The sequence below is a fragment of the Staphylococcus sp. Z5-21 genome, from assembly GCF_056529615.1.
In genome coordinates this window covers 764,935-789,024 of sequence record NZ_CP096462.1, presented here as the reverse complement: position 1 = coordinate 789,024, position 24,090 = coordinate 764,935, and the positions used below count along the sequence as shown (strand labels likewise).

22 protein-coding genes are annotated in these 24,090 nt (G+C 32.7%); 7 read left to right on the top strand and 15 right to left on the bottom strand.

Features of this window, described 5'->3' with window-relative positions; translation table 11 throughout:
- Positions 1–87: 87 nt before the first annotated feature.
- The 8 genes from rbsK to M1D64_RS03745 all read right to left on the bottom strand — a co-directional run bounded on the left by rbsK (position 88) and on the right by M1D64_RS03745 (position 7,608).
- The gene (gene rbsK / locus M1D64_RS03780) at positions 88–951 is read right to left on the bottom strand and encodes a ribokinase (protein ID WP_069826641.1); all 864 of its coding nucleotides are present in this window, start codon (positions 949–951) and stop codon (positions 88–90) included.
- Positions 952–984: 33 nt separating this feature from the next.
- Entirely contained in the window at positions 985–1,368 is a 384-nt protein-coding gene (locus M1D64_RS03775; RefSeq protein WP_002482690.1) for a thiol-disulfide oxidoreductase DCC family protein, read from the bottom strand.
- 330 nt (positions 1,369–1,698) lie between these two features.
- The gene (locus tag M1D64_RS03770) at positions 1,699–3,066 is read right to left on the bottom strand and encodes an EVE domain-containing protein (RefSeq protein ID WP_129335026.1); all 1,368 of its coding nucleotides are present in this window, start codon (positions 3,064–3,066) and stop codon (positions 1,699–1,701) included.
- A gap of 72 nt (positions 3,067–3,138) precedes the next feature.
- Complete coding sequence (locus M1D64_RS03765; protein WP_480977552.1) at positions 3,139–4,119, bottom strand: YeiH family protein; 981 nt, start codon at positions 4,117–4,119, stop codon at positions 3,139–3,141.
- Between the two features lie 206 nt (positions 4,120–4,325).
- Positions 4,326–4,553, bottom strand: a complete 228-nt coding sequence (locus tag M1D64_RS03760; RefSeq protein WP_037538009.1) for a hypothetical protein — start codon at positions 4,551–4,553, stop codon at positions 4,326–4,328.
- 24 nt (positions 4,554–4,577) lie between these two features.
- Entirely contained in the window at positions 4,578–5,516 is a 939-nt protein-coding gene (locus tag M1D64_RS03755; protein ID WP_480977551.1) for a type I phosphomannose isomerase catalytic subunit, read from the bottom strand.
- A gap of 604 nt (positions 5,517–6,120) precedes the next feature.
- The gene (locus M1D64_RS03750) at positions 6,121–6,819 is read right to left on the bottom strand and encodes a FadR/GntR family transcriptional regulator (protein ID WP_041080802.1); all 699 of its coding nucleotides are present in this window, start codon (positions 6,817–6,819) and stop codon (positions 6,121–6,123) included.
- A 129-nt stretch (positions 6,820–6,948) separates the two neighbouring features.
- The gene (locus tag M1D64_RS03745) at positions 6,949–7,608 is read right to left on the bottom strand and encodes an SDR family oxidoreductase (RefSeq protein ID WP_002482684.1); all 660 of its coding nucleotides are present in this window, start codon (positions 7,606–7,608) and stop codon (positions 6,949–6,951) included.
- A 153-nt stretch (positions 7,609–7,761) separates the two neighbouring features.
- On the opposite strand from M1D64_RS03745, the gene M1D64_RS03740 reads away from it, so the two are divergent.
- Both M1D64_RS03740 and czrB read left to right on the top strand, forming a co-directional pair.
- Positions 7,762–8,058 (top strand): ArsR/SmtB family transcription factor, encoded by a 297-nt coding sequence (locus M1D64_RS03740; RefSeq protein WP_041080804.1) that lies wholly within the window; start codon positions 7,762–7,764, stop codon positions 8,056–8,058.
- Between the two features lie 22 nt (positions 8,059–8,080).
- Positions 8,081–9,046 (top strand): CDF family zinc efflux transporter CzrB, encoded by a 966-nt coding sequence (gene czrB, locus M1D64_RS03735; RefSeq protein WP_002482682.1) that lies wholly within the window; start codon positions 8,081–8,083, stop codon positions 9,044–9,046.
- 181 nt (positions 9,047–9,227) lie between these two features.
- Here the strand turns inward: czrB and M1D64_RS03730 are convergent, their stop codons facing one another.
- On the bottom strand, positions 9,228–9,959 hold the full coding sequence (locus M1D64_RS03730) for a metallophosphoesterase family protein (protein WP_037538006.1): 732 nt from the start codon (positions 9,957–9,959) through the stop codon (positions 9,228–9,230).
- Positions 9,960–10,090: 131 nt separating this feature from the next.
- Between M1D64_RS03730 and M1D64_RS03725 the strand changes: the two genes are divergently transcribed.
- Positions 10,091–11,197 (top strand): hypothetical protein, encoded by a 1,107-nt coding sequence (locus M1D64_RS03725; RefSeq protein ID WP_069821672.1) that lies wholly within the window; start codon positions 10,091–10,093, stop codon positions 11,195–11,197.
- Between the two features lie 116 nt (positions 11,198–11,313).
- Here the strand turns inward: M1D64_RS03725 and M1D64_RS03720 are convergent, their stop codons facing one another.
- The 4 genes from M1D64_RS03720 to glmS all read right to left on the bottom strand — a co-directional run bounded on the left by M1D64_RS03720 (position 11,314) and on the right by glmS (position 15,661).
- On the bottom strand, positions 11,314–12,171 hold the full coding sequence (locus M1D64_RS03720; protein ID WP_002482679.1) for an HAD family hydrolase: 858 nt from the start codon (positions 12,169–12,171) through the stop codon (positions 11,314–11,316).
- Between the two features lie 66 nt (positions 12,172–12,237).
- Complete coding sequence (locus tag M1D64_RS03715) at positions 12,238–13,023, bottom strand: ABC transporter ATP-binding protein (RefSeq protein ID WP_002482678.1); 786 nt, start codon at positions 13,021–13,023, stop codon at positions 12,238–12,240.
- Positions 13,024–13,083: 60 nt separating this feature from the next.
- Positions 13,084–13,440 carry a DUF2200 domain-containing protein gene (locus M1D64_RS03710; RefSeq protein ID WP_002482677.1) on the bottom strand — a complete coding sequence of 119 codons (357 nt, stop codon included), beginning with the start codon at positions 13,438–13,440 and terminating at the stop codon, positions 13,084–13,086.
- A gap of 415 nt (positions 13,441–13,855) precedes the next feature.
- A complete protein-coding gene (gene glmS, locus M1D64_RS03705; protein ID WP_041080808.1) occupies positions 13,856–15,661 on the bottom strand; it encodes a glutamine--fructose-6-phosphate transaminase (isomerizing) in 1,806 nt (601 codons plus the stop codon).
- A gap of 667 nt (positions 15,662–16,328) precedes the next feature.
- Between glmS and M1D64_RS03700 the strand changes: the two genes are divergently transcribed.
- The 4 genes from M1D64_RS03700 to M1D64_RS03685 are packed head-to-tail and all read left to right on the top strand — an operon-like array spanning position 16,329 to position 21,469.
- The gene (locus M1D64_RS03700) at positions 16,329–17,858 is read left to right on the top strand and encodes a PTS mannitol transporter subunit IIBC (RefSeq protein WP_002482675.1); all 1,530 of its coding nucleotides are present in this window, start codon (positions 16,329–16,331) and stop codon (positions 17,856–17,858) included.
- Between the two features lie 37 nt (positions 17,859–17,895).
- Positions 17,896–19,926, top strand: a complete 2,031-nt coding sequence (locus M1D64_RS03695) for a BglG family transcription antiterminator (protein WP_037538002.1) — start codon at positions 17,896–17,898, stop codon at positions 19,924–19,926.
- A gap of 5 nt (positions 19,927–19,931) precedes the next feature.
- The gene (locus M1D64_RS03690; RefSeq protein WP_002482673.1) at positions 19,932–20,366 is read left to right on the top strand and encodes a PTS mannitol transporter subunit IIA; all 435 of its coding nucleotides are present in this window, start codon (positions 19,932–19,934) and stop codon (positions 20,364–20,366) included.
- Positions 20,366–21,469 (top strand): mannitol-1-phosphate 5-dehydrogenase, encoded by a 1,104-nt coding sequence (locus M1D64_RS03685; RefSeq protein ID WP_069821673.1) that lies wholly within the window; start codon positions 20,366–20,368, stop codon positions 21,467–21,469. Before M1D64_RS03690 ends, M1D64_RS03685 begins: the two co-directional genes overlap by 1 nt.
- Before the next feature lie 305 nt (positions 21,470–21,774).
- Here the strand turns inward: M1D64_RS03685 and glmM are convergent, their stop codons facing one another.
- Positions 21,775–23,130 carry a phosphoglucosamine mutase gene (gene glmM, locus M1D64_RS03680; RefSeq protein WP_002482671.1) on the bottom strand — a complete coding sequence of 452 codons (1,356 nt, stop codon included), beginning with the start codon at positions 23,128–23,130 and terminating at the stop codon, positions 21,775–21,777.
- 27 nt (positions 23,131–23,157) lie between these two features.
- Entirely contained in the window at positions 23,158–24,090 is a 933-nt protein-coding gene (locus tag M1D64_RS03675; RefSeq protein WP_002482670.1) for a CdaR family protein, read from the bottom strand.

Genomic DNA, 24,090 nt, shown 5'->3' with positions numbered 1-24,090 from the left:
AAAGAATATTCGTGCTCTAAATTAGAATTATTTTAATTTAGATGTCCATTTAACGACCTACACTTATTACAACAAATTGCACACTACTTATTCCAGGTCTTTTCTGTACGGCATTGCGCCTTGTGCACCTAAACCTGTCACTGAAAAACTACCAGCCAAATTAGCAAAATTCACAGCATCTTCCAATGACTTATTTTCAATTAATGCAACTGCTAGTGCACCATTAAAAGTATCTCCAGCTCCTGTTGTATCTATGACTTCCTTTTTATAACCTTCAATCAGTTGTTGCGTATCGCTATAAAACAATGCGCCTTTTGCGCCTTGCGTAATAATAAGTTTACGTGGATATGCTTTAAGTGCTTGTTCTACTTGATGGTCAAATAGTAATTCACTTTCTGATTCGTTCGGCGTTATCCATGTTACTTTTTCGATTACTTCTTTATCCAATTCACGATAAGGCGCAGGATTTAAAATAACTTTGATACCATGCTTTGCTGCATATGTGACAACTGATTGAACCGTTGCTTCAGGAATTTCATGTTGGAGCAAAATAATGTCATCTTCACCAAAGTTTTCCAACTTTGGCAAAACAATATCTGGTGTAATATAGTTATTGGCAGCCGGAACGACAATAATACGATTATCATCTTCAAATAATGTAATGTGTGCTGTACCTGACTTCTCATTGTCAATGATGTCCATGTAAGTGGTATCAACATGGTTATCTTTCAAGTTTTCCAAAATTTGTTTGCCGTATGCATCATCGCCCACTGCACCTATCATATACACTTCATTACTTAAGCGTGCAGCCGCTACCGCTTGATTTGCGCCTTTGCCACCAGGATTAGTAAAAAATGAAGTGCCCATTACTGTTTCTCCTGCTTCAGGCAATATATCAGTTTTTACAACTAAATCTATGGATGCACTACCAATTACAATAATTTTTCCCATGTTTGTTTCCTCCGTATTTTCAGTAAAAAATAATCAGTCAATAAAAAATGATTTTTCATAATCATTAGGTTCATGCCAATGGGTTTTCCACATATGATTTCTATTATCAGCAAATAATTGATAACCAAAATCTCTGATTATATTTGGCACGAAACGCAACAAGATACCTAACCATTTGTAGTTAGTCAACGATGTGATTAAGGTTGTAATTGCATCAGATTTATATTTCAACTGGTCACCTTCTTGTAAAATCACACTATCGTATTGTTGCGCTTCTGGATAATTTTCTAATAAATTTTGTGCTACATCACCCTGTAATTTGGCAAATTGATAACGTGTAGAAAGTCCGTGTTGAATTAACCAGATCGCATAGTTATAACAATAAACACAGTTACCATCATAATAAATTATTGGCATATACAACGCTCCTCAAATGATATATTTAGTCTACCATTATCATTATATAATGGTACTTACTTTTATTATATCCTAATTTCCTTAAAATAAATCATAAGTGCTTATATCTGCCTATTCCTATCAGTGCTCGTCGATTAAAAACATTATGTCTTTTTTACGCTTCTGTTTTAAAAGTATCCACTATAATTTAAATAATTAATAGACATTTATATTGTCATACTTTGCATAAAAAAATGACCAATCCATTCTTGAAGGATTGATCATTTCATATGCTTTCATAATTACTTATGCTTCATCATAACGTATAAGTTCAATTATTCTAAACTCTTTTTAATCTTGGTTCACTTTAACAATTCTAGTATATTTTAGAAACTGTTCTGTGTATTTTTGTTTAATTTCATTTAAACTGTCATACGTGATAGCGACAATATGCCAATTCGGATTAAAATGATAAAACGAATCTTTTTTTCTAGACCATTTAACCATAGTACCATCTTTATTATAACGTGGTAACGTCATCTCATAGCCTTCCAACACATTGATATATGTTTGAAAAATATCAGGATCTATACGGTTAAAATTATCTATAACTAAATAACTTTTATCTTTTCGAGGCATGAGATTCGTTATAAAACCTTCTCTATAATATAAAGCGCCCGTCTCATTTGGTAAATATTTTCCATAAAGCATGTCTTCTGTGAAATCCGGGTGCCCAGAAGTAATAACTGGATTCGCATTTGTTTTTTGCAATAAGTCTTCTGCCGCTTTTAATCCTTCTCCTTTATCTACTACAAGCAGAATAAATGGTTTCAAATCTTCTGCTGGCTTATCTATCACATTATCGCTTTGCACGGCTTCAAATTGTGGTTTCAAACCATCATTCGCACTCATTTCAAGTATAGATTCAAATTGCGTTTGTGACATACTTGCAATCGCTTGTTTTGCATTTTCCTGTAAGTAGTAAAGATTTTTTAATTTAGGATGCTTATTCAAAGTACTTAATGAGACAGGTTCAATTTCTTTTTCAAAATATACTTCAATAGCCGTACTATTAGTTCTACCAGGAATAGGTGGCTTTTCATGTATATGTTTACTCACTTCACCAACGCCAATGACCGATTGCTCTCGTTTTTTATTATAAAAAACAAGTTGGTCCCCTATTTCTAACTGTGTATAAAAATGATAACCATTTCTTTTTATACCATTATACGTATGTGTAAATATCGTGTTATATGATTCTGGTTCAAATTCTTGTTCCTCAGATATAAAAAAGTATCTAGGTATTTTAGTTTGGCCTTTGCCTAAGCTAACGATTAGTTCATACTCTTCTTTAGTAATTTGATTAAATAATGTTTCTTTCATATTACCCATTCTAAATTCTAACTGTTCACTTCTTTTTAAATAATCAGCTGTTAACGGCTTTAATTGTTCTTGTAATTCAAAATGAACGCGAATTTTATTTTGAGCACCCGTTTGTACACTTGTGATTTCACCAAATCCTAATAAACCAGTGTCCATCTGCACTTGATAAAAGATGACCTGGTCACCAACTTTGGCCTGTTTAAATGAACGGAAACCTTGAGAGGGATTAAATTGTGCACCTGATTCAAATAATGTTGTTTGTCCAACCATTGGTTCATTATGGTTCCAGCGATTATAACCGCAGTTTAACCAAAAATAAATTGTTTCCTCTGCCATTTAGATACTCCTTATCTCATATAAAAATTCTATTTTTCCTATTATATGAAAAATCACCTTATAGAACAAACATTACAATAAGTTGATTAATTTCATAGTGATTAAACTTGTAATAATAACAACGATCCAAGTCACTAAACCAAGTAATATAGGTTTGATACCCGCTTGTCTAAATTGTTTGAAATCCACATTCAAACCAATACCAGCCATCGCCATTGTAATTAAAAATAACGATAATTGTTGAAACATATGAATCACTGATGGTGAAAAATTGAAAATTGTACTTATCAATGATGCTATGACAAACCAAACAATAAACCATGGGAAGATTTTAGCTATGGATGTGTGCGATTGCTTCTCTTTTTCTTTTTTAATAGTTCTATATGTAAAAAATAAAACGACTGGAATAATCATTAACGTACGTGTTAATTTAACAACGGCCCCTGTTTCCAATGCAGTTTTACCGTAATTAGAAGTTGCTGCAATGACACTTGACGTGTCGTTAATCGCCGTTCCTCCAAAATAACCAAAAGTCGCTTGTCCCATATGCATGATATGACCAATTGGTGGGAAGACGAACACTGCTATGAGATTAAATAAGAAAATCGTCGAAATAGCAAATGCAACTTCACTTTCCTTTGCTTTTATAACCGGACTCGTTGCGGCAATTGCTGAACCACCACATATGGAAGTCCCTACCCCAATTAATATACTTAAATGTTCATTAATATTAAACAGTTTCATTAATACATAAACAATTAATGCCGCTGCAAACAATGTAACAAAAATAATTGGTAAAGATCTCCAACCGATGGCGCCAATAGATTGGAAGCTTAATGTAAACCCTAACACGACTATACTATAGTGTAATATTTTTTTACTGCTGAATTTTATACCAGCATCATATTTTTTAGGGATTGTTATTATATTATTAATTAAAATACCTATTATGATTGCAAATATAGCACTCCCAATGATAGGGAATTTACTGCCCATAATTGTAGCGACCATTGCGATTACTAAAGTCATAATGAGGCCTCTTGCTTTATCCAATCTTGCCACCTCCAATTTAAATACTATTTTAACATATTTCAGCTTATCTAAACTGTAAATATTGAAATGTACACGGTGTTATAAAGAAAAATTAAACTGATGTTTAAGAACTTTATTGCTAATCACACATTGTCTCTCCATATTTTATAAAATTCATAAAAAAAGTATCATTCACGCAATCGCAAAGATACTCAATTTATACATTGTTAAGTTAACGTTAAAGCGCCCAGAATTGGCATCGTATTAATTAACACACCACCGAATTTGAGCATACCACTTATTTCTTTATCCGGTATTGTAATCAATGCTGCAATAATTCCTATTACACCAAAAATCATTGGAACAGCCATCGAAGGAAATATATCCGTCTTTAAAAATATGCCTGCACCAGATAAAAGACCACATACAAGTGATACATATAAAAACTTAATCATTTTAATGCACTCCCACTTCTATCTCTATAAGTAACTTACAATCAATTCATACTGACCTTCAAATATTGTATCTAAATCATCAGACGTTAATATAAAATTCTGTCCTTGTACTAAATCGAATACTTCACCATCAATAATGACTTGACCTTCACCTTTGAGCACAGAAATCAATACAAACTCTCTTGGTTTCATATAATTTAATGTACCTGAAATGTTCCATTTTACAATTGTAAAAAAGTCATTAGAAACAAGTTGTGTACGTTTATGATTTTCAATGATTTCAGTATCTGTTGGTATATTAATACTTTCATTTGCGATTTCAATTACTTCTTTCGCTTTAACTTGATTTAATTCGCGTTTATCGCCTGAATATTGTGCACGGTCATAGTCAAACACACGATAAGTCACATCAGATGATTGCATCGTTTCGTAAACAAGTACACCTGCGCCAATAGAATGAATCGTTCCAGCAGGTATAAAATAGAATTCTCCCGCTTTAACTTTCACTTTATTAAATAACGAATCGTAATCCGCTTCATCAATCTTGTCAATTGCTGTTTCTTTCGATTGGGTATTTAATCCATATATAATTTCAGCGTCTTCTTCAGCATCTATAATATACCAACATTCAGACTTACCATATTGTCCATTCTCATTTTCATACGCATACGCATCATCTGGATGTACGTGTACAGATAAAGATTCTCTGGCATCTACAATTTTAGTCATTAATGGAAATTCTTGGCTCGGAAAATCACCAAATAGTTCTCGATGTTCATCCCATACTTGATCTAGTGTTTGCCCACGATATGGTTCGTTTAATATTTCACATTTGCCATTTGGATGTGCTGAAATCCCCCAAACTTCTCCGATATAATCACTGGGTAAATCATATCCAAATTCTTTTAATCGACTGCCACCCCATATTTTTTCATGAAAAATTGGTTTTAAAAATAACGGCATTCATCGCACCTCCAAATTCTTAAGTTGTAATCATATTTAAAATTATATTTTTTAAGTGAATGTTCTCATTTAAATTCATCTTTTTTTACAGAACTAGTGTGATTGTATCACATAATTACTGAGAGTATAAATGACTATACGCGTATTTCAATATATTTAAAATCACTTATTATTATATCAACGACCCATTTAAATTGGTAGTTCATTCTATTTTGTACAATCACATGACGAATCATTTTAATGAATGATTATATTGTCGCCGGAAATTTTTCTTGTTTGGACTTGCCAATACAATCTAATTGACTTTATAATTAGATATAGAGTTTTTTACAAACTCTATCTGTTTTTACATATAAGGTATTGTATTAATTTATGATTATTTGGAAAAGCTGATTACTTTTTCAAATTATAAAATTTGCTATTGGGGGTCTGAGACATAAATAGGTGTCTTAGGCCCCTTTTCTATTTAGTAGTAGATGTAAAATACGCTGACTATTGGACACTATTTCATGTATGTATAAGTACCTTGCTCTAAAATTACTAAAATCCACACAACATGATAAAACCACCTTTTCATATTATCATGTGAAATGGCGTTTTTTTATTATGTTTCTTTGAAGTTAGCTAATATGGTTTGTTTTACTTCGAGTAAGTGAGATTGCATGGCTTTAACTGCTGTCTTATCATCCTGCTCTAAAATGGCATGATAAATCGTCTCGTGTTCTTCGAGTAATTTAGTCATTGTTTTTTGTTTATCATAGATAAATATTTTTCTAGTTTCTTCCATTGAATTTTGCATAAGTTCTGATATGTTATTTAATAACTCTACTAATAATGAATTTTGAGCTGCATGTGCGATTGCAAGGTGGAATTCTAAATCTGCTTTTTCTCCTGAAGTGCCATCAATTACTGCTTCCCCCATCACAGACAATGCTGTCGCTAGCTTTTCTAAATCTGCTTTATTACGGTATCGTGCAGCATTTGCTACTGTTGCACTTTCAACAATTTCTCTGAGTTCTAATAATTCTTTTATTTGAACTAAAGAATTGAATTTGTCCCCAAATTCAAAAAAAGTAGGCTCAATTTGTTTGATAAAAGTACCATATCCTTGTTTCATTTCTATTACGCCTATCGTTCTCAGTGCATTCAACGCTTCCCTCACTGACGCTGTGCTTACTCCAAATTGCTTACTTAATTTTTGGATAGACGGTAATTTATCACCAACCTGATAATCCTCAGATTTAATATTCTCTAAAATGATATCTGCAACTTGTTCATATATTTTTGGGTTTGAAATATTCATATTAACCTCCAAGCGATATAATTTATTGTATCAAATTTTCGCTCGTAATTTGCTTAAAAAAGCAATTATTTCTAACAAAAAAAACCAATTTACACCATCATGTAAATTGGTTCTTTATTTAATTATATTTTATTTATTTTTAAACTGGTCTAATGCGTCTTCGATTGATTGTTCACCGCTCACAACTTGAAATTCAGTATTTATATAATCATCTGTTGCAAGTACTTCTTTAATGACTGACGCAACATCTTCGCGTGGAATTGAACCTTTATCTTCGAAAAATGCATCTGCTGCAAATTTGTTTATGCCAGGATCATTTAACAATATACCCGGATGCACAATTGTATAACCTACATCCGCTTGTTTAAGATATTCATCTGCATAATGTTTCGCGATCGTGTATGGTTTCAAATCACCACTTGCATCAAAAGCTTCTCTTCTAGAATCATAAGTAGACACCATGACATATTGTTTTACATGGTTTGCTTCACTGGCTTTAATTGATTTGATAGCGCCGTCTAAATCTACGCTAATTGTTTTATCTGCACCAGTGCTACCACCTGATCCTACTGAAAATACAATTTTATCGAATCCTTGTAACTTTTGAGTTAACGTTTCAATATCATCAGCTTCAACATCAATCAATGTCGCTTTCACACCATTGTCTTCTAAAGCTTGCACTTGTTCTTCTTTTCTAACACCTGCGACAAATGATTCGCCACTTTCTTTTAATTGATTTACTAAATATTGACCTACGCCACCGTTTGCACCTATAACTAATGTACTCATTATATAGCCTCCTTCAATAAAATCTTAAATTCATTTTAACACTTCTACATATTTTTAAAACTATTGTGCTTTGAACATTGACTATTCAACAAAATTATATTAATATATGAACAAATATTCATATATTAATGTGAAGAAATGAGGTTAGTAGATATGGCGGAGTCAATTAATGAACAAACGGTAGCATATGTCACCGATATTTTTAAAGCGTTAAGCGAAGGTAATCGCCTACGTATCATGCACCTTTTGATTCAAGGCGAATGTAGTGTAGGTCACATCGCACACACTTTAAATTTAAGCCAATCAAATGTTTCACATCAATTACGTATTCTTAAACAAGCACATTTAGTGAAATCGAATCGCCATGGGCAATCTATGATTTATCAAATAGATGATACGCATGTGACTACTTTAATAAAACAAGCAATTCATCATGCCTCACATAAATAATAATTGAAAGGTGGATATTCATATGTCAGAACATCACGAACATAATCATGCTCACGGTCATGTACACACTAATAATAAAAAAATATTGCTTATCAGCTTTTTAATTATTGGTAGTTTTATGATTGTCGAAATAATCGGTGGTCTTTTAGCAAATAGTTTAGCTTTACTTTCGGATGGTTTACACATGTTTAGTGATACAATTTCACTTGGTGTCGCACTCCTTGCTTTTATCTATGCCGAAAAATATGCAAATAAAAATAAAACTTTTGGGTATAAAAGGTTCGAAATTTTAGCTGCACTTTTTAATGGCGTAACACTTTTTGTCATTGGTATCATTATCATTATTGAAGCTATTGAAAGATTCTTTAATCCAGTAGAAGTACAATCGACTGAAATGTTTATCATCAGCGTTACTGGCCTGATAGTCAACATCATTGTTGCTTTATTAATGTTTAGAGGTGGCGATACATCGCATAACATTAATATGCGTGGTGCTTTCTTACATGTTATGGGAGACCTTTTAGGTTCTGTTGGAGCTATTATCGCTGCGATACTCATATGGACTTTAAATTTAACGATAGCTGACCCAATAGCTAGTATCATTGTGTCACTACTAATTATTAAAAGTAGTTGGGGCATTACAAAGTCTTCATTAAACATTTTAATGGAAGGTACACCTATCGATATAAATATGTCTGAAGTCATTGCCACTATTAAGGAAGAGGATGCAATCCAAAGCGTACATGATTGTCACATTTGGACAATATCTAATGAACTAAATGCATTAAGTTGTCACGCTGTTGTCCCTCATGAGATGTCAGTAGCTCAAGGTGAGCAATTGTTAAATAAAATAGAACACAAACTACAACACTTGAATATTCAACATATGACGATTCAGTTAGAAACCAAAGATCACCAACATGACGATGAGACGTTATGTTCATCTATATATAAAACTACTGCACACAATCATGCACATGATCATTAAAAATCTTGACCAATTAAACAAATTAAAAAAAGCGAGTGTACGAAAGTCAAAGTCGATTTCGCATGCTCGCTTCTTTAGTATAATTTAGCATTTCTACTACTTCTAATATTAATCACTACTTGGGATTTCATTATTGATAGTCTACCCCTATATACAGCATATATAGGTTTAAATTACGTGTTTATAAAAATTTATCAAATATCAGCGCTTTAGCTGGTACTTGTTTCTCGTCAAATCCTCTTATAAATTCTTCATTGTCATATGGGACTTTAACACGTTCAATTGAAAATTCATTTTCATCAATCGTTACAATACCATAAACTGCATATGCACCATTATTAAGACCTACAGAGCCCGGATTAAAATAAACTGTAGATTTATCATCATATAAATGTACAGTGTGGTTGTGACCAAACACGATTAAATCTGCTTGTTTATCTTCAAACAAAGCTTTTATGTTTTCTTCACTAGGTTCCACAATTGGACTATATGGTTGACCATCAATCGGTGTAGTTAATTGTTCATTTGGTATTTCATAATGAATAAACAGCACTTTTTTATGATTAAATGTTTTTTCAATCACACGTGGTAGTTCATTTAATCTGTCGTAATAATCTTCATCTAAATGACTTTCAATCCATTGGTGATGTTCGTAAAATTTGTCTTTTAAGTCTTCAGGATAAGGTGTGTCATTCACTATCGACATCACCGCTTCATCATGATTACCCGCGATGATTTCCATATCATCTCTGTCAAAAATTTCATCAAGTACTTTATTCGTTTCATGTCCAACCCCGATATTATCACCCAGGTTAAATATCTTATTGATATCTTCTCTTCTATCAATATCATCTAAAACAGTTTCTAATGCATCAAAATTTCCATGAACATCAGTAATTATTGCAAATTTCATGATGATATCTCCTTTCAACTTTTTCTCATTAGGACATTTTAACATTTTATTGCCATTTTGTTACCTATTAATTTTAAAATTATCAAATTTTTGATATCGTATGTTTATGACTAAAAAGGAGTGCTTAAAATTTGTTTAAATTTCATAAATTAGCATTACAAAATGCAAAACCCCAAAATGCTAAAATTTTAATGTTCACAATTGTAAGTTTTATAATATTGTTTGCTTTAACAGTCCTGACATTTATGCCAGTACAACCCGCTATTTATAAATTGTTAATGGCAATGGCTATGCAACAATCTATCGGTGGCGCCATATTTTCACTTGTACTTGCAATACTCATACCATTAATCGTATTTATATTTATTGGTTACCCATTAATAGCTGGAACTATCTACACTATAGACAAAGCTTTAAATAAAGACAAGGTAAATTTCAAAGATTTATTTTCAACATTTAAAAAAGGCAAATACTTAAAAGGATTAAAATTTTCTTTATTTACTTTAGTTTTTGTTATTATCGCATTGTTACTTAATTTACTAGTTTCAAAAGTACTAAATTTAGGAATCGTTCAACTATTTTCAGCAATACAAGGACCATTAAGTAGTTCTGATCATGCACTTGGATGGTCTCTTACTTATCAAATTGTCGCAGCAACAATCGTATTATTTATTCAATCATTCATTTACTGGTTCTTAGCGATTATCGCAATCAATTATACTTTAGCTTTTGTTAAAGAACCTAGTAATGGTGCATGGTCATCAGTAAAAAGAGGATTTAAAGGCATTAAAAATGGTCAAAAAACTTGGTTCAAATTCTACCTTGGTTTATTATTACTAAATTTAATCGTCATCCTACTTGCTAATCCATTTAGTCAATTAGTTGCTATATTTACTGGTAGTATGTCTCAAACATTAGCAATGGTAATTATTTACATTGTTACAGTCATTGTGATTATCATTAGATTAATCGTTTACTATACAAATATATTAGCGATTATTCAGTACTATAATCGTAATGGTGAAAGCATTGAAACTACAAAAGTTAAGAAAAATAAAAAGTCAAAACAACCTATAGATAATGAACTAGAAAGTAAGCAATCTAAAGCAAGCAACAGTGTAACGAATACAACTGAAAAGACAAAATCGAATGTTACTGAGCAATCTGAAAACATGCAAGACAAAGTCAAAGATGAAACATCAGATTTAAAAAACAATCTAAATAAAACTGACAAGTAATATCATTCGAAAAATAATCACGCAGATGCAAAAAGAGTCTGGGACAAAAATAGATGTCCCAGACTCTTTTTCATTTAGCCATTAGATGACTACCTTATTTTCTCTATGCCTATCATTTAATCTTGTAAGAAACGTGCTTTTAAATAACGTGCTGCACCATTATCTTCATTAGTATCATCAGTCACATCATCTGCTAGAGCTTGAATTTCAGGACGTGCATTTTTCATAGCGACAGTATAATGACCAAATGCAAACATAGCTCTATCATTGTCACTATCTCCAATCACTAATGTTTCTTGTTGCGCGATGCCGAAATGCTCAATCATTTCTTTTATACCCGTCCCTTTATCAATACGATATGCCATCGTTTCAGCATTACAACGTGAAGAATTAGACACACTAATTTGTAACTTATCTTGATCTTTTAATAAGTTATTTCTAAAGTTTGTTATTTTTTCAATATCTGGTGAAAATAAATAAATTTTTGAAAATGATTTTTCAGGTATACTTGTTTCCCAATCCACCTTATCAACGAGCGAAGCTTTTCGAGAAGACCATTCGGAAACACCTACATCACCCGGTGGCGTTGCTGGTTCAAATAATGCATTTGCCCATGCTTTATCTTCCTGTAAAACAATACGATTACTGTCAAATGGGAATATTTCATAATAGATTGCCTCTTGTTGTGCGCGTTGTACAATGTCAATTACAGCGTTGTAAGACAAGCTGTGCTTAAATAAAACGCTATCCTTAACCATTCCTAAAGTACCATTTGAACTAATAATACCATCGACTGCAAATGATTCAGGAACAAGATAATGTATTTCATTATGTGCACGACCTGTTGCTAAAAAGACTTTATATCCCTTATCTCTTAATTGTTGAATAACTTCTGTTGTTTCTAAATCAACACGATTATCTTTATGTAAAATCGTGCCATCCATATCTAAAAATATTGCCTTAACATTATCCATTTTTATATAATCCTCCATCACATATGATCATCTTAAATTATGGCATTAACTATGCTAATGTGCAATCTACACATTATTCATAAATAGTGCGTAGCGTTGATTTTGATAGCGTACATTGACATTTCTATTAAAAAAGTTGCTCATAACATCACTATTTAAAATATCTTTAATATTACCTTGTTTATAATTCTTACCTTGCTTCAGTAAAAAGCCTTTTTGTATATCTTGTGTAATCTCTTCAATAAAATGCGTCACATATATAACAGCTAATTCAGGTTGTTGTTGGTACAATTTTTCGAGCGCTTGTAACAGATCTTCTCGTGCTATAAAATCTAAGCCAGATGCTGGTTCATCTAAAATAAGTAATTTGGGGTGACCCATCAGCGCACGAGCAATAAGTACCTTTTGACGTTCTCCTGTAGATAGATAACCATAGTATTGTGACTCAAAATCACGCATTCCCATTTGTTCTAAATATTGTTGTGCCAATTCAATATGATGTGGTTCTATAGTTTTAAATACACCTATGGAATTAAATATGCCACTAATTACAACATCTCGCACCAATTCGCCATCTTGAAAACGATCCATTAAACTATTTGAAACAAACCCTATGTAATCTCTGACTGTTTCAGCAGAATAGCCCACTTTTCCTGGTTGCATGCCAAATAAGTTTATCGTTCCAGCAGTATTTGGTTCGTAGGCGTTTAATATGTTTAGCAATGTTGTCTTACCAGCACCATTTAGGCCATAAAGCATCCATTTTTCACCTTCGTTAATTTGCCAGCTCACATTTTTAATGATTTCCTTACCTTGTTTTCTACGTGATATATTTTTCAAGTCAATTAACATGTTATACCCCTTTTCTCTTATGCAATTTCTAACATGACTTAACAAATCACCTTCATTCGATCATTTGTGTTGTCTAAATATTTTATCCAATGCCTTTCCTTTTGCCAGTTCATCTATCATTTTATCTAAATATCTAATTTCTTTCATAACGGAGGCTTCCATATTTTCTACACGTACACCACAAATGACACCCGTTATTTTTGTTCGCTCTGGATTTAAGTTAGGCGCTTGATTTATAAATGTTTCATAATCTGTCCCATCCGCAACCAAGCGATCAATCTCTGATTGCGTGTAACCTGTCATCCATCTTATAATTTCATCCGCTTCTTGTTTGGTTCTATCCTTTTTCTCTACTTTTTTAATTAATAAATCGTATACTTTTCCAAAAGCCATAGAATAAATTTTAGGTTTTTCCACTATATTCAACTCACTTTTAAAGTTTATCTAGTTATGATGATAAGCATAATAAACATAATAACATTTTAAAAATATTTTGATTTATATAATAATTAAAGTTCAAATTTGATTGTAATCGTTATCGTTGATTTATATTAGTGCTACTCATTTAAAACAATACAATTCATGATTAATCCACAATAACTATCATTTAACTACATACCTCAAACATTTAGTTCTCAATATACTGCCTATTGCACTGTATATCACTGAAATATAAATCAAAGTCATATGTTTTTATTATAAAAAAAGAGCAAGAATGAAATCAAAACTTTAAGTTTGATTTCATTCTTGCCCTATTTATACAATATATGATTTCATGCATTTAAATTAGATATTACAATAGCACTACTAATTAGCTGTTAATCATATGTCTTTATTCAACTGTTACTGATTTAGCTAAGTTACGTGGTTTATCAACATCTAAATCTCTGTGTAATGCTGCATAGTATGAAATCAATTGTAATGCAACAACTGAAACTAATGGTGTTAATAGTTCGTGCACATGTGGAATAACATATGAATCGCCTTCTTTATTCAAGCCATCCATTGAAATAATACATGGGTTTGCGCCACGTGCAACTACTTCTTTCACGTTACCACGAATAGACAAGTTGACTCTTTCTTGTGTAGCAAGTGCAATAATTGGTGTACCTTCTTCAATTAAAGCAATCGTACCGTGTTTTAATTCACCACCAGCAAATCCTTCAGCTTGAATGTACGAAATTTCTTTTAATTTTAATGCGCCTTCTAAACTGACATTGTAGTCTCCAGTACGACCGATAAAGAACGCATTACGCGTTGTTCTTAAGAAATCTGTTGCAATTTGTTCCATAATATCTGCATCATCTACGATTGTTTCGATTGCAGTTGTTACTTTTGCTAATTCACGTAATAAACTTACATCAACATCTTTACCATGCTCTTTAGCAACGATTTGTGACAAGATAGATAATACTGCAATTTGTGCTGTATAAGCTTTAGTAGATGCTACTGCAATTTCAGGACCTGCATGTAACAATAATGTATGATTTGATTCACGTGATAATGTTGAACCAGCTACATTAGTGATTGTTAATGATTTATGACCTAAGCGGTTTGTTTCAACAAGCACGGCACGGCTATCTGCTGTTTCTCCTGATTGAGAAATGTAGATAAATAGTGGGTTCTCAGAAAGTAAAGGTGTATTATATACAAACTCAGAAGAAACATGCACTTCTGTAGGGACACCAGCCCATTTTTCAATAAATTCTTTACCTACTAAACCAGCATGATAGCTTGTTCCGGCAGCAATGATATAGATACGATCTGCTTCGGCAACATCTTTAATCACTTCTGGATCCATCTTCAAGTTACCCTCTTCATCTTGGTACTCTTGGATAATACGACGCATCACTGCAGGTTGTTCGTGAATTTCTTTTAACATATAGTGATCATAAACGCCTTTTTCTGCGTCTGCTGCATCTATTTGTGCAGTATATGCTTCTCTTTCTTGAACTTGACCCTCTTGATTTTTGATAATGACTTCGTCACGTTTAACAATAACGATTTCATGGTCATGAATTTCTTTATAACGATTTGTAACTTGTAACATAGCAATTGCATCTGATGCAATAACGTTAAAGTCATCACCTACACCGATTAATAATGGTGATTTATTTTTAGCTACATAAATTGTATCTTTATCTTCATTATCAATTAATCCTAAAGCGTATGAACCGTCTAATAGTGAAACAACTTTTGTAAATGCTGCTTCTGTATCAAGGCCACTATTTGAGAAATATTCTACAAGTTGAACAATGACTTCTGTATCTGTTTCAGAAATAAATGATACATCTGATAAGTATTCGTTTCTTAATTCTTCATAATTTTCAATTACACCATTATGAACTAATGTAAAACGTTCCGTCGTTGATTGATGCGGATGTGAATTTTCATAATTTGGCACACCATGTGTAGCCCAACGTGTATGACCAATACCTACATTACCGTCAGTAGCTTCACTATCTGCAACTTTTCTTAATTCTGCGATACGACCCTTTGCTTTGAATACTGAAGTACCTTCATCATTTACCACTGCTACACCAGCTGAGTCGTAACCTCTATATTCTAATTTTTCTAAACCTTTTAATAATAATTCTTTGGCATTATCTTGCCCAATATATCCAACAATTCCACACATTTTAAAATTTCCTCCAATTTAATGGTGAAGAGATAATTGAACTTCTAGCGAATTCGAACCTGTCCAATTTAATATAAACCATCGAAGGCAGACTTATCCCTATATTTATCATATAGAAATTGAAAATACCTTGATGGCAATGGTTATCTCATTCACCGTATATTTTTATATTTAATTTTTGGCTATCTTATTAACTTTGTGCACCAGGTTACCCTAATGTTTTCCTTAATAAGTTAACGAATGAGCCACATCCGGGATAGCATCCGCCGATGGTTCGATAACTACCCTCCTCGTCTACAAACTTCGATTATCGTGTCTATTAAGATTTCTGTTATAAACCTTAAATTACAAACACATAACCTCTTCACTTGTACAGGCGCTTTATTGAACTAACGCTTAAACTGTCCTCCTTCCTATCAATATTATTAATTGTACAATGTTCTTATTACTTAATGCAAATAATTTATTAACAATTTATTTACAAAATAACTTTGTGCTTAATCAGTGACATTTAACATGTAATATCCATATTTATGAAGCGTCCAGTTATATTCACAAACTTGTCAAAGATACTGTGACAAATTTGATATTACTTTCTCTTGTTTATTCCCCTGTACCCCCCATACAATAAAGTTATAAATAAAAAGAGAAAAAGAGGTGCAATTCTATGTCACAAACAGAGACGCAAGAAAACAAAGGTCTTGGACGTAAGGTACAGGCATTTGGTTCATTTTTAAGTAGTATGATTATGCCGAATATCGGTGCATTTATCGCATGGGGCTTTATCGCTGCAATCTTTATTGATGGTGGTTGGTGGCCTAATAAAGATTTAAGTGAATTAGCTGGACCTATGATTTCATATTTAATTCCCTTGCTTATTGCATATAGTGGTGGTCGTTTAATTCACGAAATGCGCGGTGGTATTATTGCTGCTGTTGCAACTATGGGTGTTATCGTAGCATTACCTGATACACCAATGTTACTTGGTGCTATGATTATGGGACCACTTGTAGGTTGGTTAATGAAGAAAACAGATGAGTTTATTCAACCTAGAACACCACAAGGTTTTGAGATGTTATTCAATAATTTCTCAGCTGGTATCTTAGGATTCATCATGACTATTGTTGGATTTAAAATATTAGCTCCAATTATGGAATTTATTATGCATATCTTGTCACTTGCTGTTGAAGCATTGGTACATGCACATTTACTTCCATTAGTAAGTATTATCGTTGAACCTGCTAAGATTGTCTTCTTGAACAATGCAATTAACCATGGGGTTTTCACACCACTTGGTGCAGATCAAGCAGCATCTGCTGGACAATCTATCTTATACACAATTGAATCTAACCCTGGACCTGGTCTTGGTATTTTAGTTGCTTATATGATTTTTGGTAAAGGTACAGCAAAAGCAACATCATATGGCGCAGGGATTATCCACTTCTTAGGTGGTATTCATGAAATTTACTTCCCATACGTATTAATGCGTCCTTTATTATTTATCGCTGTAATCTTAGGTGGTATGACTGGTGTGGCAACTTATTCATTACTTGATTTCGGCTTCAAGAGTCCTGCCTCACCTGGTTCATTCATCGTTTATATGTTGAACGCGCCTAAAGGTGAATTCTTACACATGGTGCTTGGTGTACTCTTAGCAGCAATCGTATCATTTATCGTGGCAGCACTTATTTTGAAATTCACAAAAGAGCCTGAAGAAGACTTAGAAGCAGCTACCGAAAAAATGGAAGCTTCAAAAGGGAAAAAATCAAGTGTATCTTCTAAGCTAAAAGGGAATGAAGATAATAATGCAACTTCAACTACCGCTTCTACTTCAACTTCAGAAAATAATGAAGAACAATCAGAAGAAGCATTGTTAGATAATTATGATACTGAAAATGTAGACGCACATGATTATAGTAAAGTGAATCATGTTATATTTGCTTGTGACGCTGGTATGGGATCAAGTGCTATGGGTGCAAGTATGTTACGTAATAAATTTAAAAAAGCAGGCATCCAAGATGTAAATGTTACAAATACTGCAATCAATCAATTGCCTAGCGATGCACAACTTGTTATCACTCAGAAGAAACTTACTGACAGAGCAATCAAACAAGTTCCAAATGCAATCCATATCTCTGTAGATAATTTCTTAAACTCTCCTAGATATGATGAATTACTTGAAAATCTTAAAAAATAAATAATCACTATATAGAACAATACTGGAGGGTATGGCTATGTTTTTGAGTACACGTGAAAAAGAAATTATCGAAATGTTAATTAAATATCACGGTCAATATGTCACAATTTACGACATTGCTCAAAACTTAGCTGTATCCTCTCGTACTATTCATAGAGAATTAAAATCAATTGAATCGTTCCTATCTAATTTTGATATAGCATTAGAGCGCGTCACAAAAAAAGGCATACAACTCAATACAAGTGAAGGTGCTCTATCTTCACTGAAACATGCCTTATTGCATGAAAACACCATAGATTTATCACAAGAAGAACAAAAAGTAATCATTTTATATGCATTGATACAATCTGATACCCCTATTAAACAATATGGATTGGCACAAGAAATTGGTGTATCGAATCAAACACTAACGAAACTCTTAGATGAGCTCGATGTGGAACTTGATTTATATCAATTACGTTTACACAAAAAACGTGGAGAAGGTATTCAATTACATGGCGCAGAATCTAAAAAACGTGAATTATTAAGTCAATTAATGGTCAATAACCTAAATAGTACCAGTGTTTATTCCGTAATCGAAAATCACTTTGTTTATCAATCTATTAATCAATCCCAACTAGCTATGGTAGATATGGATAAGATTTTCCAAATTGAACGAATTCTTATGGACCATCTCGATCAATTGCCCTACTCATTGACTGAGTCTAGTTATTTAACCCTTACAGTGCATATCGTCTTAAGTATTGATCGGATGTTAAATGGTCAGTATGTTGCATTGAACGACGATATTTATCAAAGTGTTAAAGATTCATTTGAACATGAGGTGGCACAAGCGCTTGCACTACATCTTGAGCATATATACGGGGTTCAGTTTAATCAAGCCGAAGTGACCTTTATTACGATTCACCTCCGCGGCGCAAAACGAAAAGAATCTGCAGAAGTATTTAAAGACAGTAAAGATGAATCAAAAATCGAAAAATTCATACAGTCAGTCACGCATTTTTCACAGCAAACATTTAAAGATACTGAAACTTTAAGCGAAGGTTTAAAATTGCATATCATTCCAGCTATTAATAGATTAAATGCCAATATTGAAACATATAATCCATTAACTGAAATGATTAAGCACAAATATCCGCGATTATTTGAAAGTGTACATCGCGCCTTATTACAAACTTGGCCAGATTTTACATTTCCAGATAGTGAAATTGCATTTATTGTTTTACATTTTGGTGGCGCTATTCAAAGCCAAGGTGCTCACTTATATAATGTGCTGGTCGTATGTAGTAGTGGTATAGGTACGAGTCGTTTACTTGCTACGCGTTTGCAACAAACCTTTAGCGAAATCCAAAAAACTACACAGGCTTCTGTGGGTGATTTAAAAGAAATGGATACATCACAATTTGATGCAATTATTTCTACTGTAGATATCGATATTACAACCCCTTATATTACAGTAAATCCCCTACTACCTGATGCAGATATCAATCATGTTGCAGCGTTCTTAAATACACAGCAACATCAATTTAAGCATCAAGCTATTGAACCGAAGCATCATAATATTTTAAATCCTGAAGACAAACTAAATTATATAAGAAAAGGTTTAGAAATTATCGATTCGGTAAATATTGACTACACAATGGTATCAGATTGGAGTCAGTATTTAACATCAACATTATTATCACATCAAATTATTACGGATGGGCCGTCATTCGCTGAACTTATTAAGCAACATATGGACAGTCAAGGGTTTGTTTTAGAACCCTACCCTATCGCTATACCTCATTTAAAAAATGATATCATCAAAAAACCATTCATACTTATAACGATTTTAAATGAGCCTATTGTGCTTAAAAGTAATCAAAATGGCAATCAATCCGTGAGATATTTATTAAATATGTTTGTACCTCCCGATGACACCATGTCTCAATTGGTAAGTGAAATATCTGGAAAAATGGTAGAGCATCTTGATAATATCGATGGATTTATGGAAAGACCCGAACAACTTCAAGTTTTATTGAAGCAAAGTTATCTGATACAATTACAAAATTTATTAAATATGGAGTGAAGACAATGAGCGAATTATTTAGCAATGAAAACATTTTTATTAACCAAACAGTAAAGGATCAAAACGAAGCTATTGAAAAAGCAGGTCATGCCTTAGTATCTAGCGGTGCAGTGACTGAAGATTATATTCAAGCTATGAAAGATCGTGAACAAGTTGTATCTACATTTATGGGTAATGGTTTAGCCATTCCACACGGTACAGATGAAGCTAAAACAAGCGTATTAAAATCTGGTCTAACTTTAATTCAAATTCCTGAAGGTGTCGATTGGGAAGGTGAAGAAGTTAAAGTTGTCGTAGGTATTGCTGGTAAAGATGGCGAACATTTAGATTTGCTTTCTAAAATTGCGATTACTTTTAGTGAAGAAGAAAACGTTGATCGTATTATTAATGCATCATCTGCTGAAGAAATCAAACAAGTCTTTGAGGAGGCTGAAGCATAATGAAAGCATTACACTTTGGTGCAGGTAATATTGGTCGTGGTTTTATTGGATATATTCTTGCGGATAACGATGTAAAAGTTACTTTTGCTGATGTGAACGAAGAAATTATAAATGCTTTAGATAAAGAACATCAATATGATGTCATCCTAGCAGATGAAGCAAAAACAACTACACGTGTGCATAATGTCGATGCAATTAATTCAGATGGCCCTTCTGAAAGCCTAAAACAAGCCGTATTAGAAGCAGATTTAATTACTACTGCTGTAGGCGTTAATATCTTGCCTATTATTGCAAAATCATTTGCACCTTATTTAAAGGAAAAAGAGACGCCAGTTAATATTGTTGCTTGTGAAAATGCAATAATGGCCACAAATACATTAAAAGATGCCATTTTAGATATCACTGGTCCTTTAGGTGATCATATTCACTTTGCAAACTCTGCTGTCGATCGCATCGTTCCTTTACAAACAAATGACAATCTTTTAGATGTTATCGTTGAACCATTTTACGAATGGGTAATTGAAAAAGATGCTTGGTTTGGTCCAGAATTAGATCATATTAAATATGTAGACAATTTAACGCCATACATTGAACGTAAATTACTCACTGTTAACACTGGTCATGCTTATCTTGCTTATGCAGGTAGATTTTATGGCCAACCAACAATATTAGATGCTGTTAATGATGATAATATTAGACATGGTTTAGAAAATGTTCTAAAAGAAACAAGTCAATATATTACAACACAATTCAATTTTACAGAAAGTGAACAAGCTCAATACGTTGATAAAATCATTGGTCGTTTCAAAAACCCTAATTTATCAGACGAAGTAACACGTGTTGGACGAGGCACTATGCGTAAAATTGGACCACAAGATAGAATCATTAAACCACTATCTTATTTATACCAAAATAATTTGAAACATGATGCACTCATCAAAACAGCGGCATTATTATTAAAATATGATGATACCAATGATCAAGAAACAATTGAAAAAAATGAGTACATTGATAAACATAGTGTAGAAGGCTTCTTGAAATCATTTGCTAAAACAGATGATCAATTAACTTCAGAAATAGTAAAAGAATATAATGTATTGTAAAATTAATCTATAATTAAAAAAGCACGGATAAGCTTAATTCAGCCTATTCGTGCTTTTTTATATCAAAATTATTTTTAGAGCCACTTTTTAGAACTACTTTTTAGAACTACTTTCACATTTTATGTGAATTAGTAGTTCTTATGCATGAGCTTAGCTCATGTAATCCTTAATCATTCTAGTAGTCTTATACATGTGCCTTAGCTTATATAATATTAAACTATTTTCAATACAATAACATCTACTACTCTATTAAGAAAGAGACTGAGGCATCTATTTATGTCCCAGTCTCTTTCCTTTAAAATATATTAATTGTCTAAGCCCATTTTATCTTGGACTACTTCAGCAATTGTATTGGCATAACGTTGCGCATCCTCATCTGTCGCAGCTTCAACCATTACACGAACAAGGGGTTCTGTACCTGATGGTCTTACTAAGATACGGCCTTCTCCATTCATTTCAACTTCAACCTTAGTCATTATTTCCTGTACATCTATATTCTCTTCCACACGATATTTATCAGTAACACGAACGTTGACTAATGATTGAGGATATTTCTTCATTTGACTTGTAAGTTGACTCAAGCTTTTACCAGTCATTTTAATGATACTTGCAAGTTGTACACCTGTTAACAAGCCATCACCCGTTGTATTATAATCCATTAATACAATATGACCTGATTGCTCTCCACCAAGATTATAGTTACCACGTCTCATCTCCTCAACAACATAACGATCTCCAACTTTTGTTTTATTTGATTGGATACCTTCATTCTCAAGTGCTTTATAGAAACCTAAGTTACTCATAACTGTAGAAACAATCATATTATTATTTAATTCCTGATTCTTACTCATAGCTTGACCAATAATAAACATAATTTGATCACCATCTACGATATTTCCCTTTTCATCGATAGCAATTAATCTATCACCATCACCATCAAAGGCTAATCCAAAATCACACTCAGATTCTACAACGACTTTAGCAAGTGATTCAGGATGTGTTGATCCTACTTCTTGATTAATATTATAACCGTTAGGATTACATCCAATTGTTACTGTATCAGCTTCTAAGTCACCAAATAGAAATGGTGCAAGTGATGAAGTCGAACCATGTGCACCATCTAGTGCAATTTTCATACCTGCTAAATCAACGTCTACAGTCGATTTTAAATAACTAATATATTTTTGCGCACCCTCAAAGTAGTCTGAGTAATGTACGATGTCTTCACCAACCGGTCTTGGTAAATCAGGGTTATCTTGATCTAATAAATGTTCGATTTCTTGTTCTTGATCATCTGATAATTTAAATCCATCAGAACCAAAGAATTTAATCCCATTGTCTGGTACTGGATTATGAGAAGCTGAAATCATTACACCAAGATCAGCCTCCATTTCACGTGTTAAATAAGCCACACCAGGTGTTGAAATAACACCTAAACGCATAACCTCTGCACCAATAGAAATCAATCCAGCAATTAAAGCAGATTCTAGCATTTCACCAGAAACACGTGTATCTCTACCTACTAGTACTTTAGGATGCTTTTCACCTTCATTATGTGCTAAAACATAGCCACCATAGCGTCCTAATTTAAACGCAAGTTCTGGCGTTAATTCTTTATTTGCAACGCCCCTTACGCCATCTGTACCAAAATATTTAGCCATTATATATATCTCCTTTATTTTAAAAATCTATTTAACTGTTATTTTTGCAGTGGTATCTTTCGGACTAACTTTTGTGACCTTATCTGGAACTTGGAAATCTACCTTTTCCTCAGTTGTATCTGAAATGCCATCCAAATTAATTCTTGCTGTAATTTCATCAATGTCATCTAAGTCGTCTTTGTTACCATAGATTTCAACTTCGTTATCATCTAATTTAATATCTTTAACTTCTTGTCCATTTGAAAGCGAACCAACAGATTTCATTTTCACTTTTACTTTTTTACTATAATCTTCTACTTTAACACTTAAATTGACTTCATTAGGGTCAATTGAAACATCAATTTTGTTTAAGTTTCTATCAAATGCTGTTATTTTCGCAACGTCTGTAGTGTCTTTTGAAACTTTACTTTTGTTTTTATAAGTAGCTTTTAAATAAGCGATTTTATCTAGTTGCTTTTGTCCACCTGTAACTTTAACTGTATCAGGTGAAACGCTTTGTTCACTTATTTTATAGTTAGAATTCAAATCGTTATTACTTACATCTGGTTCAATTTTAAATGTTTTACTTACTTTTTCTTCCAGTGAAACAGTTGTTTCTTTTGGTTTCACTGTGTAATCAATATCTTTGTTTAATCCATTAATTTTAAATTGAGCTGTATGTTTACCAGCTTTTTCACCACTAAGATCTAAAATAGCTCTAATGTTTTCACCATTTTCTGCTTTTAAAACTTGTGATTGTGGTCCAGAAATTTCAACATCTACTTTATTTGGAACTTCACTTGCATAAAGTTCTTTATTATTGTATTTCACTTGAACTGGCACATCTTGAATAGTTTCAGATGATTTTTGACTTAAGTTATCTGCATCAAAAATATTTCCAAACATGTTATTAGCTGACAAGAAAAATAATACAGCTAACATCAATGCGATTAATCTTAAACCCCATTTACTCTCTAACAT

What these genes read in the sequence shown, in the direction of transcription:
- M1D64_RS03740 (WP_041080804.1), top strand. Translation starts at nt 7,762, where the DNA reads ATGGCGGAGTCAATTAATGAACAAACGGTAGCATATGTCACCGATATT.
- czrB (WP_002482682.1), top strand. Translation starts at nt 8,081, where the DNA reads ATGTCAGAACATCACGAACATAATCATGCTCACGGTCATGTACACACT.
- M1D64_RS03750 (WP_041080802.1), bottom strand. Translation starts at nt 6,819, where the DNA reads ATGAATATTTCAAACCCAAAAATATATGAACAAGTTGCAGATATCATT.
- glmM (WP_002482671.1), bottom strand. Translation starts at nt 23,130, where the DNA reads ATGGCTAAATATTTTGGTACAGATGGCGTAAGGGGCGTTGCAAATAAA.
- M1D64_RS03760 (WP_037538009.1), bottom strand. Translation starts at nt 4,553, where the DNA reads ATGATTAAGTTTTTATATGTATCACTTGTATGTGGTCTTTTATCTGGT.
- M1D64_RS03720 (WP_002482679.1), bottom strand. Translation starts at nt 12,171, where the DNA reads ATGGATAATGTTAAGGCAATATTTTTAGATATGGATGGCACGATTTTA.
- M1D64_RS03775 (WP_002482690.1), bottom strand. Translation starts at nt 1,368, where the DNA reads ATGCCAATAATTTATTATGATGGTAACTGTGTTTATTGTTATAACTAT.
- M1D64_RS03715 (WP_002482678.1), bottom strand. Translation starts at nt 13,023, where the DNA reads ATGTTAATTGACTTGAAAAATATATCACGTAGAAAACAAGGTAAGGAA.
- M1D64_RS03755 (WP_480977551.1), bottom strand. Translation starts at nt 5,516, where the DNA reads ATGCCGTTATTTTTAAAACCAATTTTTCATGAAAAAATATGGGGTGGC.
- M1D64_RS03700 (WP_002482675.1), top strand. Translation starts at nt 16,329, where the DNA reads ATGTCACAAACAGAGACGCAAGAAAACAAAGGTCTTGGACGTAAGGTA.
- M1D64_RS03745 (WP_002482684.1), bottom strand. Translation starts at nt 7,608, where the DNA reads ATGAGTACATTAGTTATAGGTGCAAACGGTGGCGTAGGTCAATATTTA.
- rbsK (WP_069826641.1), bottom strand. Translation starts at nt 951, where the DNA reads ATGGGAAAAATTATTGTAATTGGTAGTGCATCCATAGATTTAGTTGTA.
- M1D64_RS03685 (WP_069821673.1), top strand. Translation starts at nt 20,366, where the DNA reads ATGAAAGCATTACACTTTGGTGCAGGTAATATTGGTCGTGGTTTTATT.
- M1D64_RS03675 (WP_002482670.1), bottom strand. Translation starts at nt 24,090, where the DNA reads ATGTTAGAGAGTAAATGGGGTTTAAGATTAATCGCATTGATGTTAGCT.
- M1D64_RS03770 (WP_129335026.1), bottom strand. Translation starts at nt 3,066, where the DNA reads ATGGCAGAGGAAACAATTTATTTTTGGTTAAACTGCGGTTATAATCGC.
- M1D64_RS03690 (WP_002482673.1), top strand. Translation starts at nt 19,932, where the DNA reads ATGAGCGAATTATTTAGCAATGAAAACATTTTTATTAACCAAACAGTA.
- M1D64_RS03695 (WP_037538002.1), top strand. Translation starts at nt 17,896, where the DNA reads ATGTTTTTGAGTACACGTGAAAAAGAAATTATCGAAATGTTAATTAAA.
- glmS (WP_041080808.1), bottom strand. Translation starts at nt 15,661, where the DNA reads ATGTGTGGAATTGTTGGATATATTGGGCAAGATAATGCCAAAGAATTA.
- M1D64_RS03730 (WP_037538006.1), bottom strand. Translation starts at nt 9,959, where the DNA reads ATGAAATTTGCAATAATTACTGATGTTCATGGAAATTTTGATGCATTA.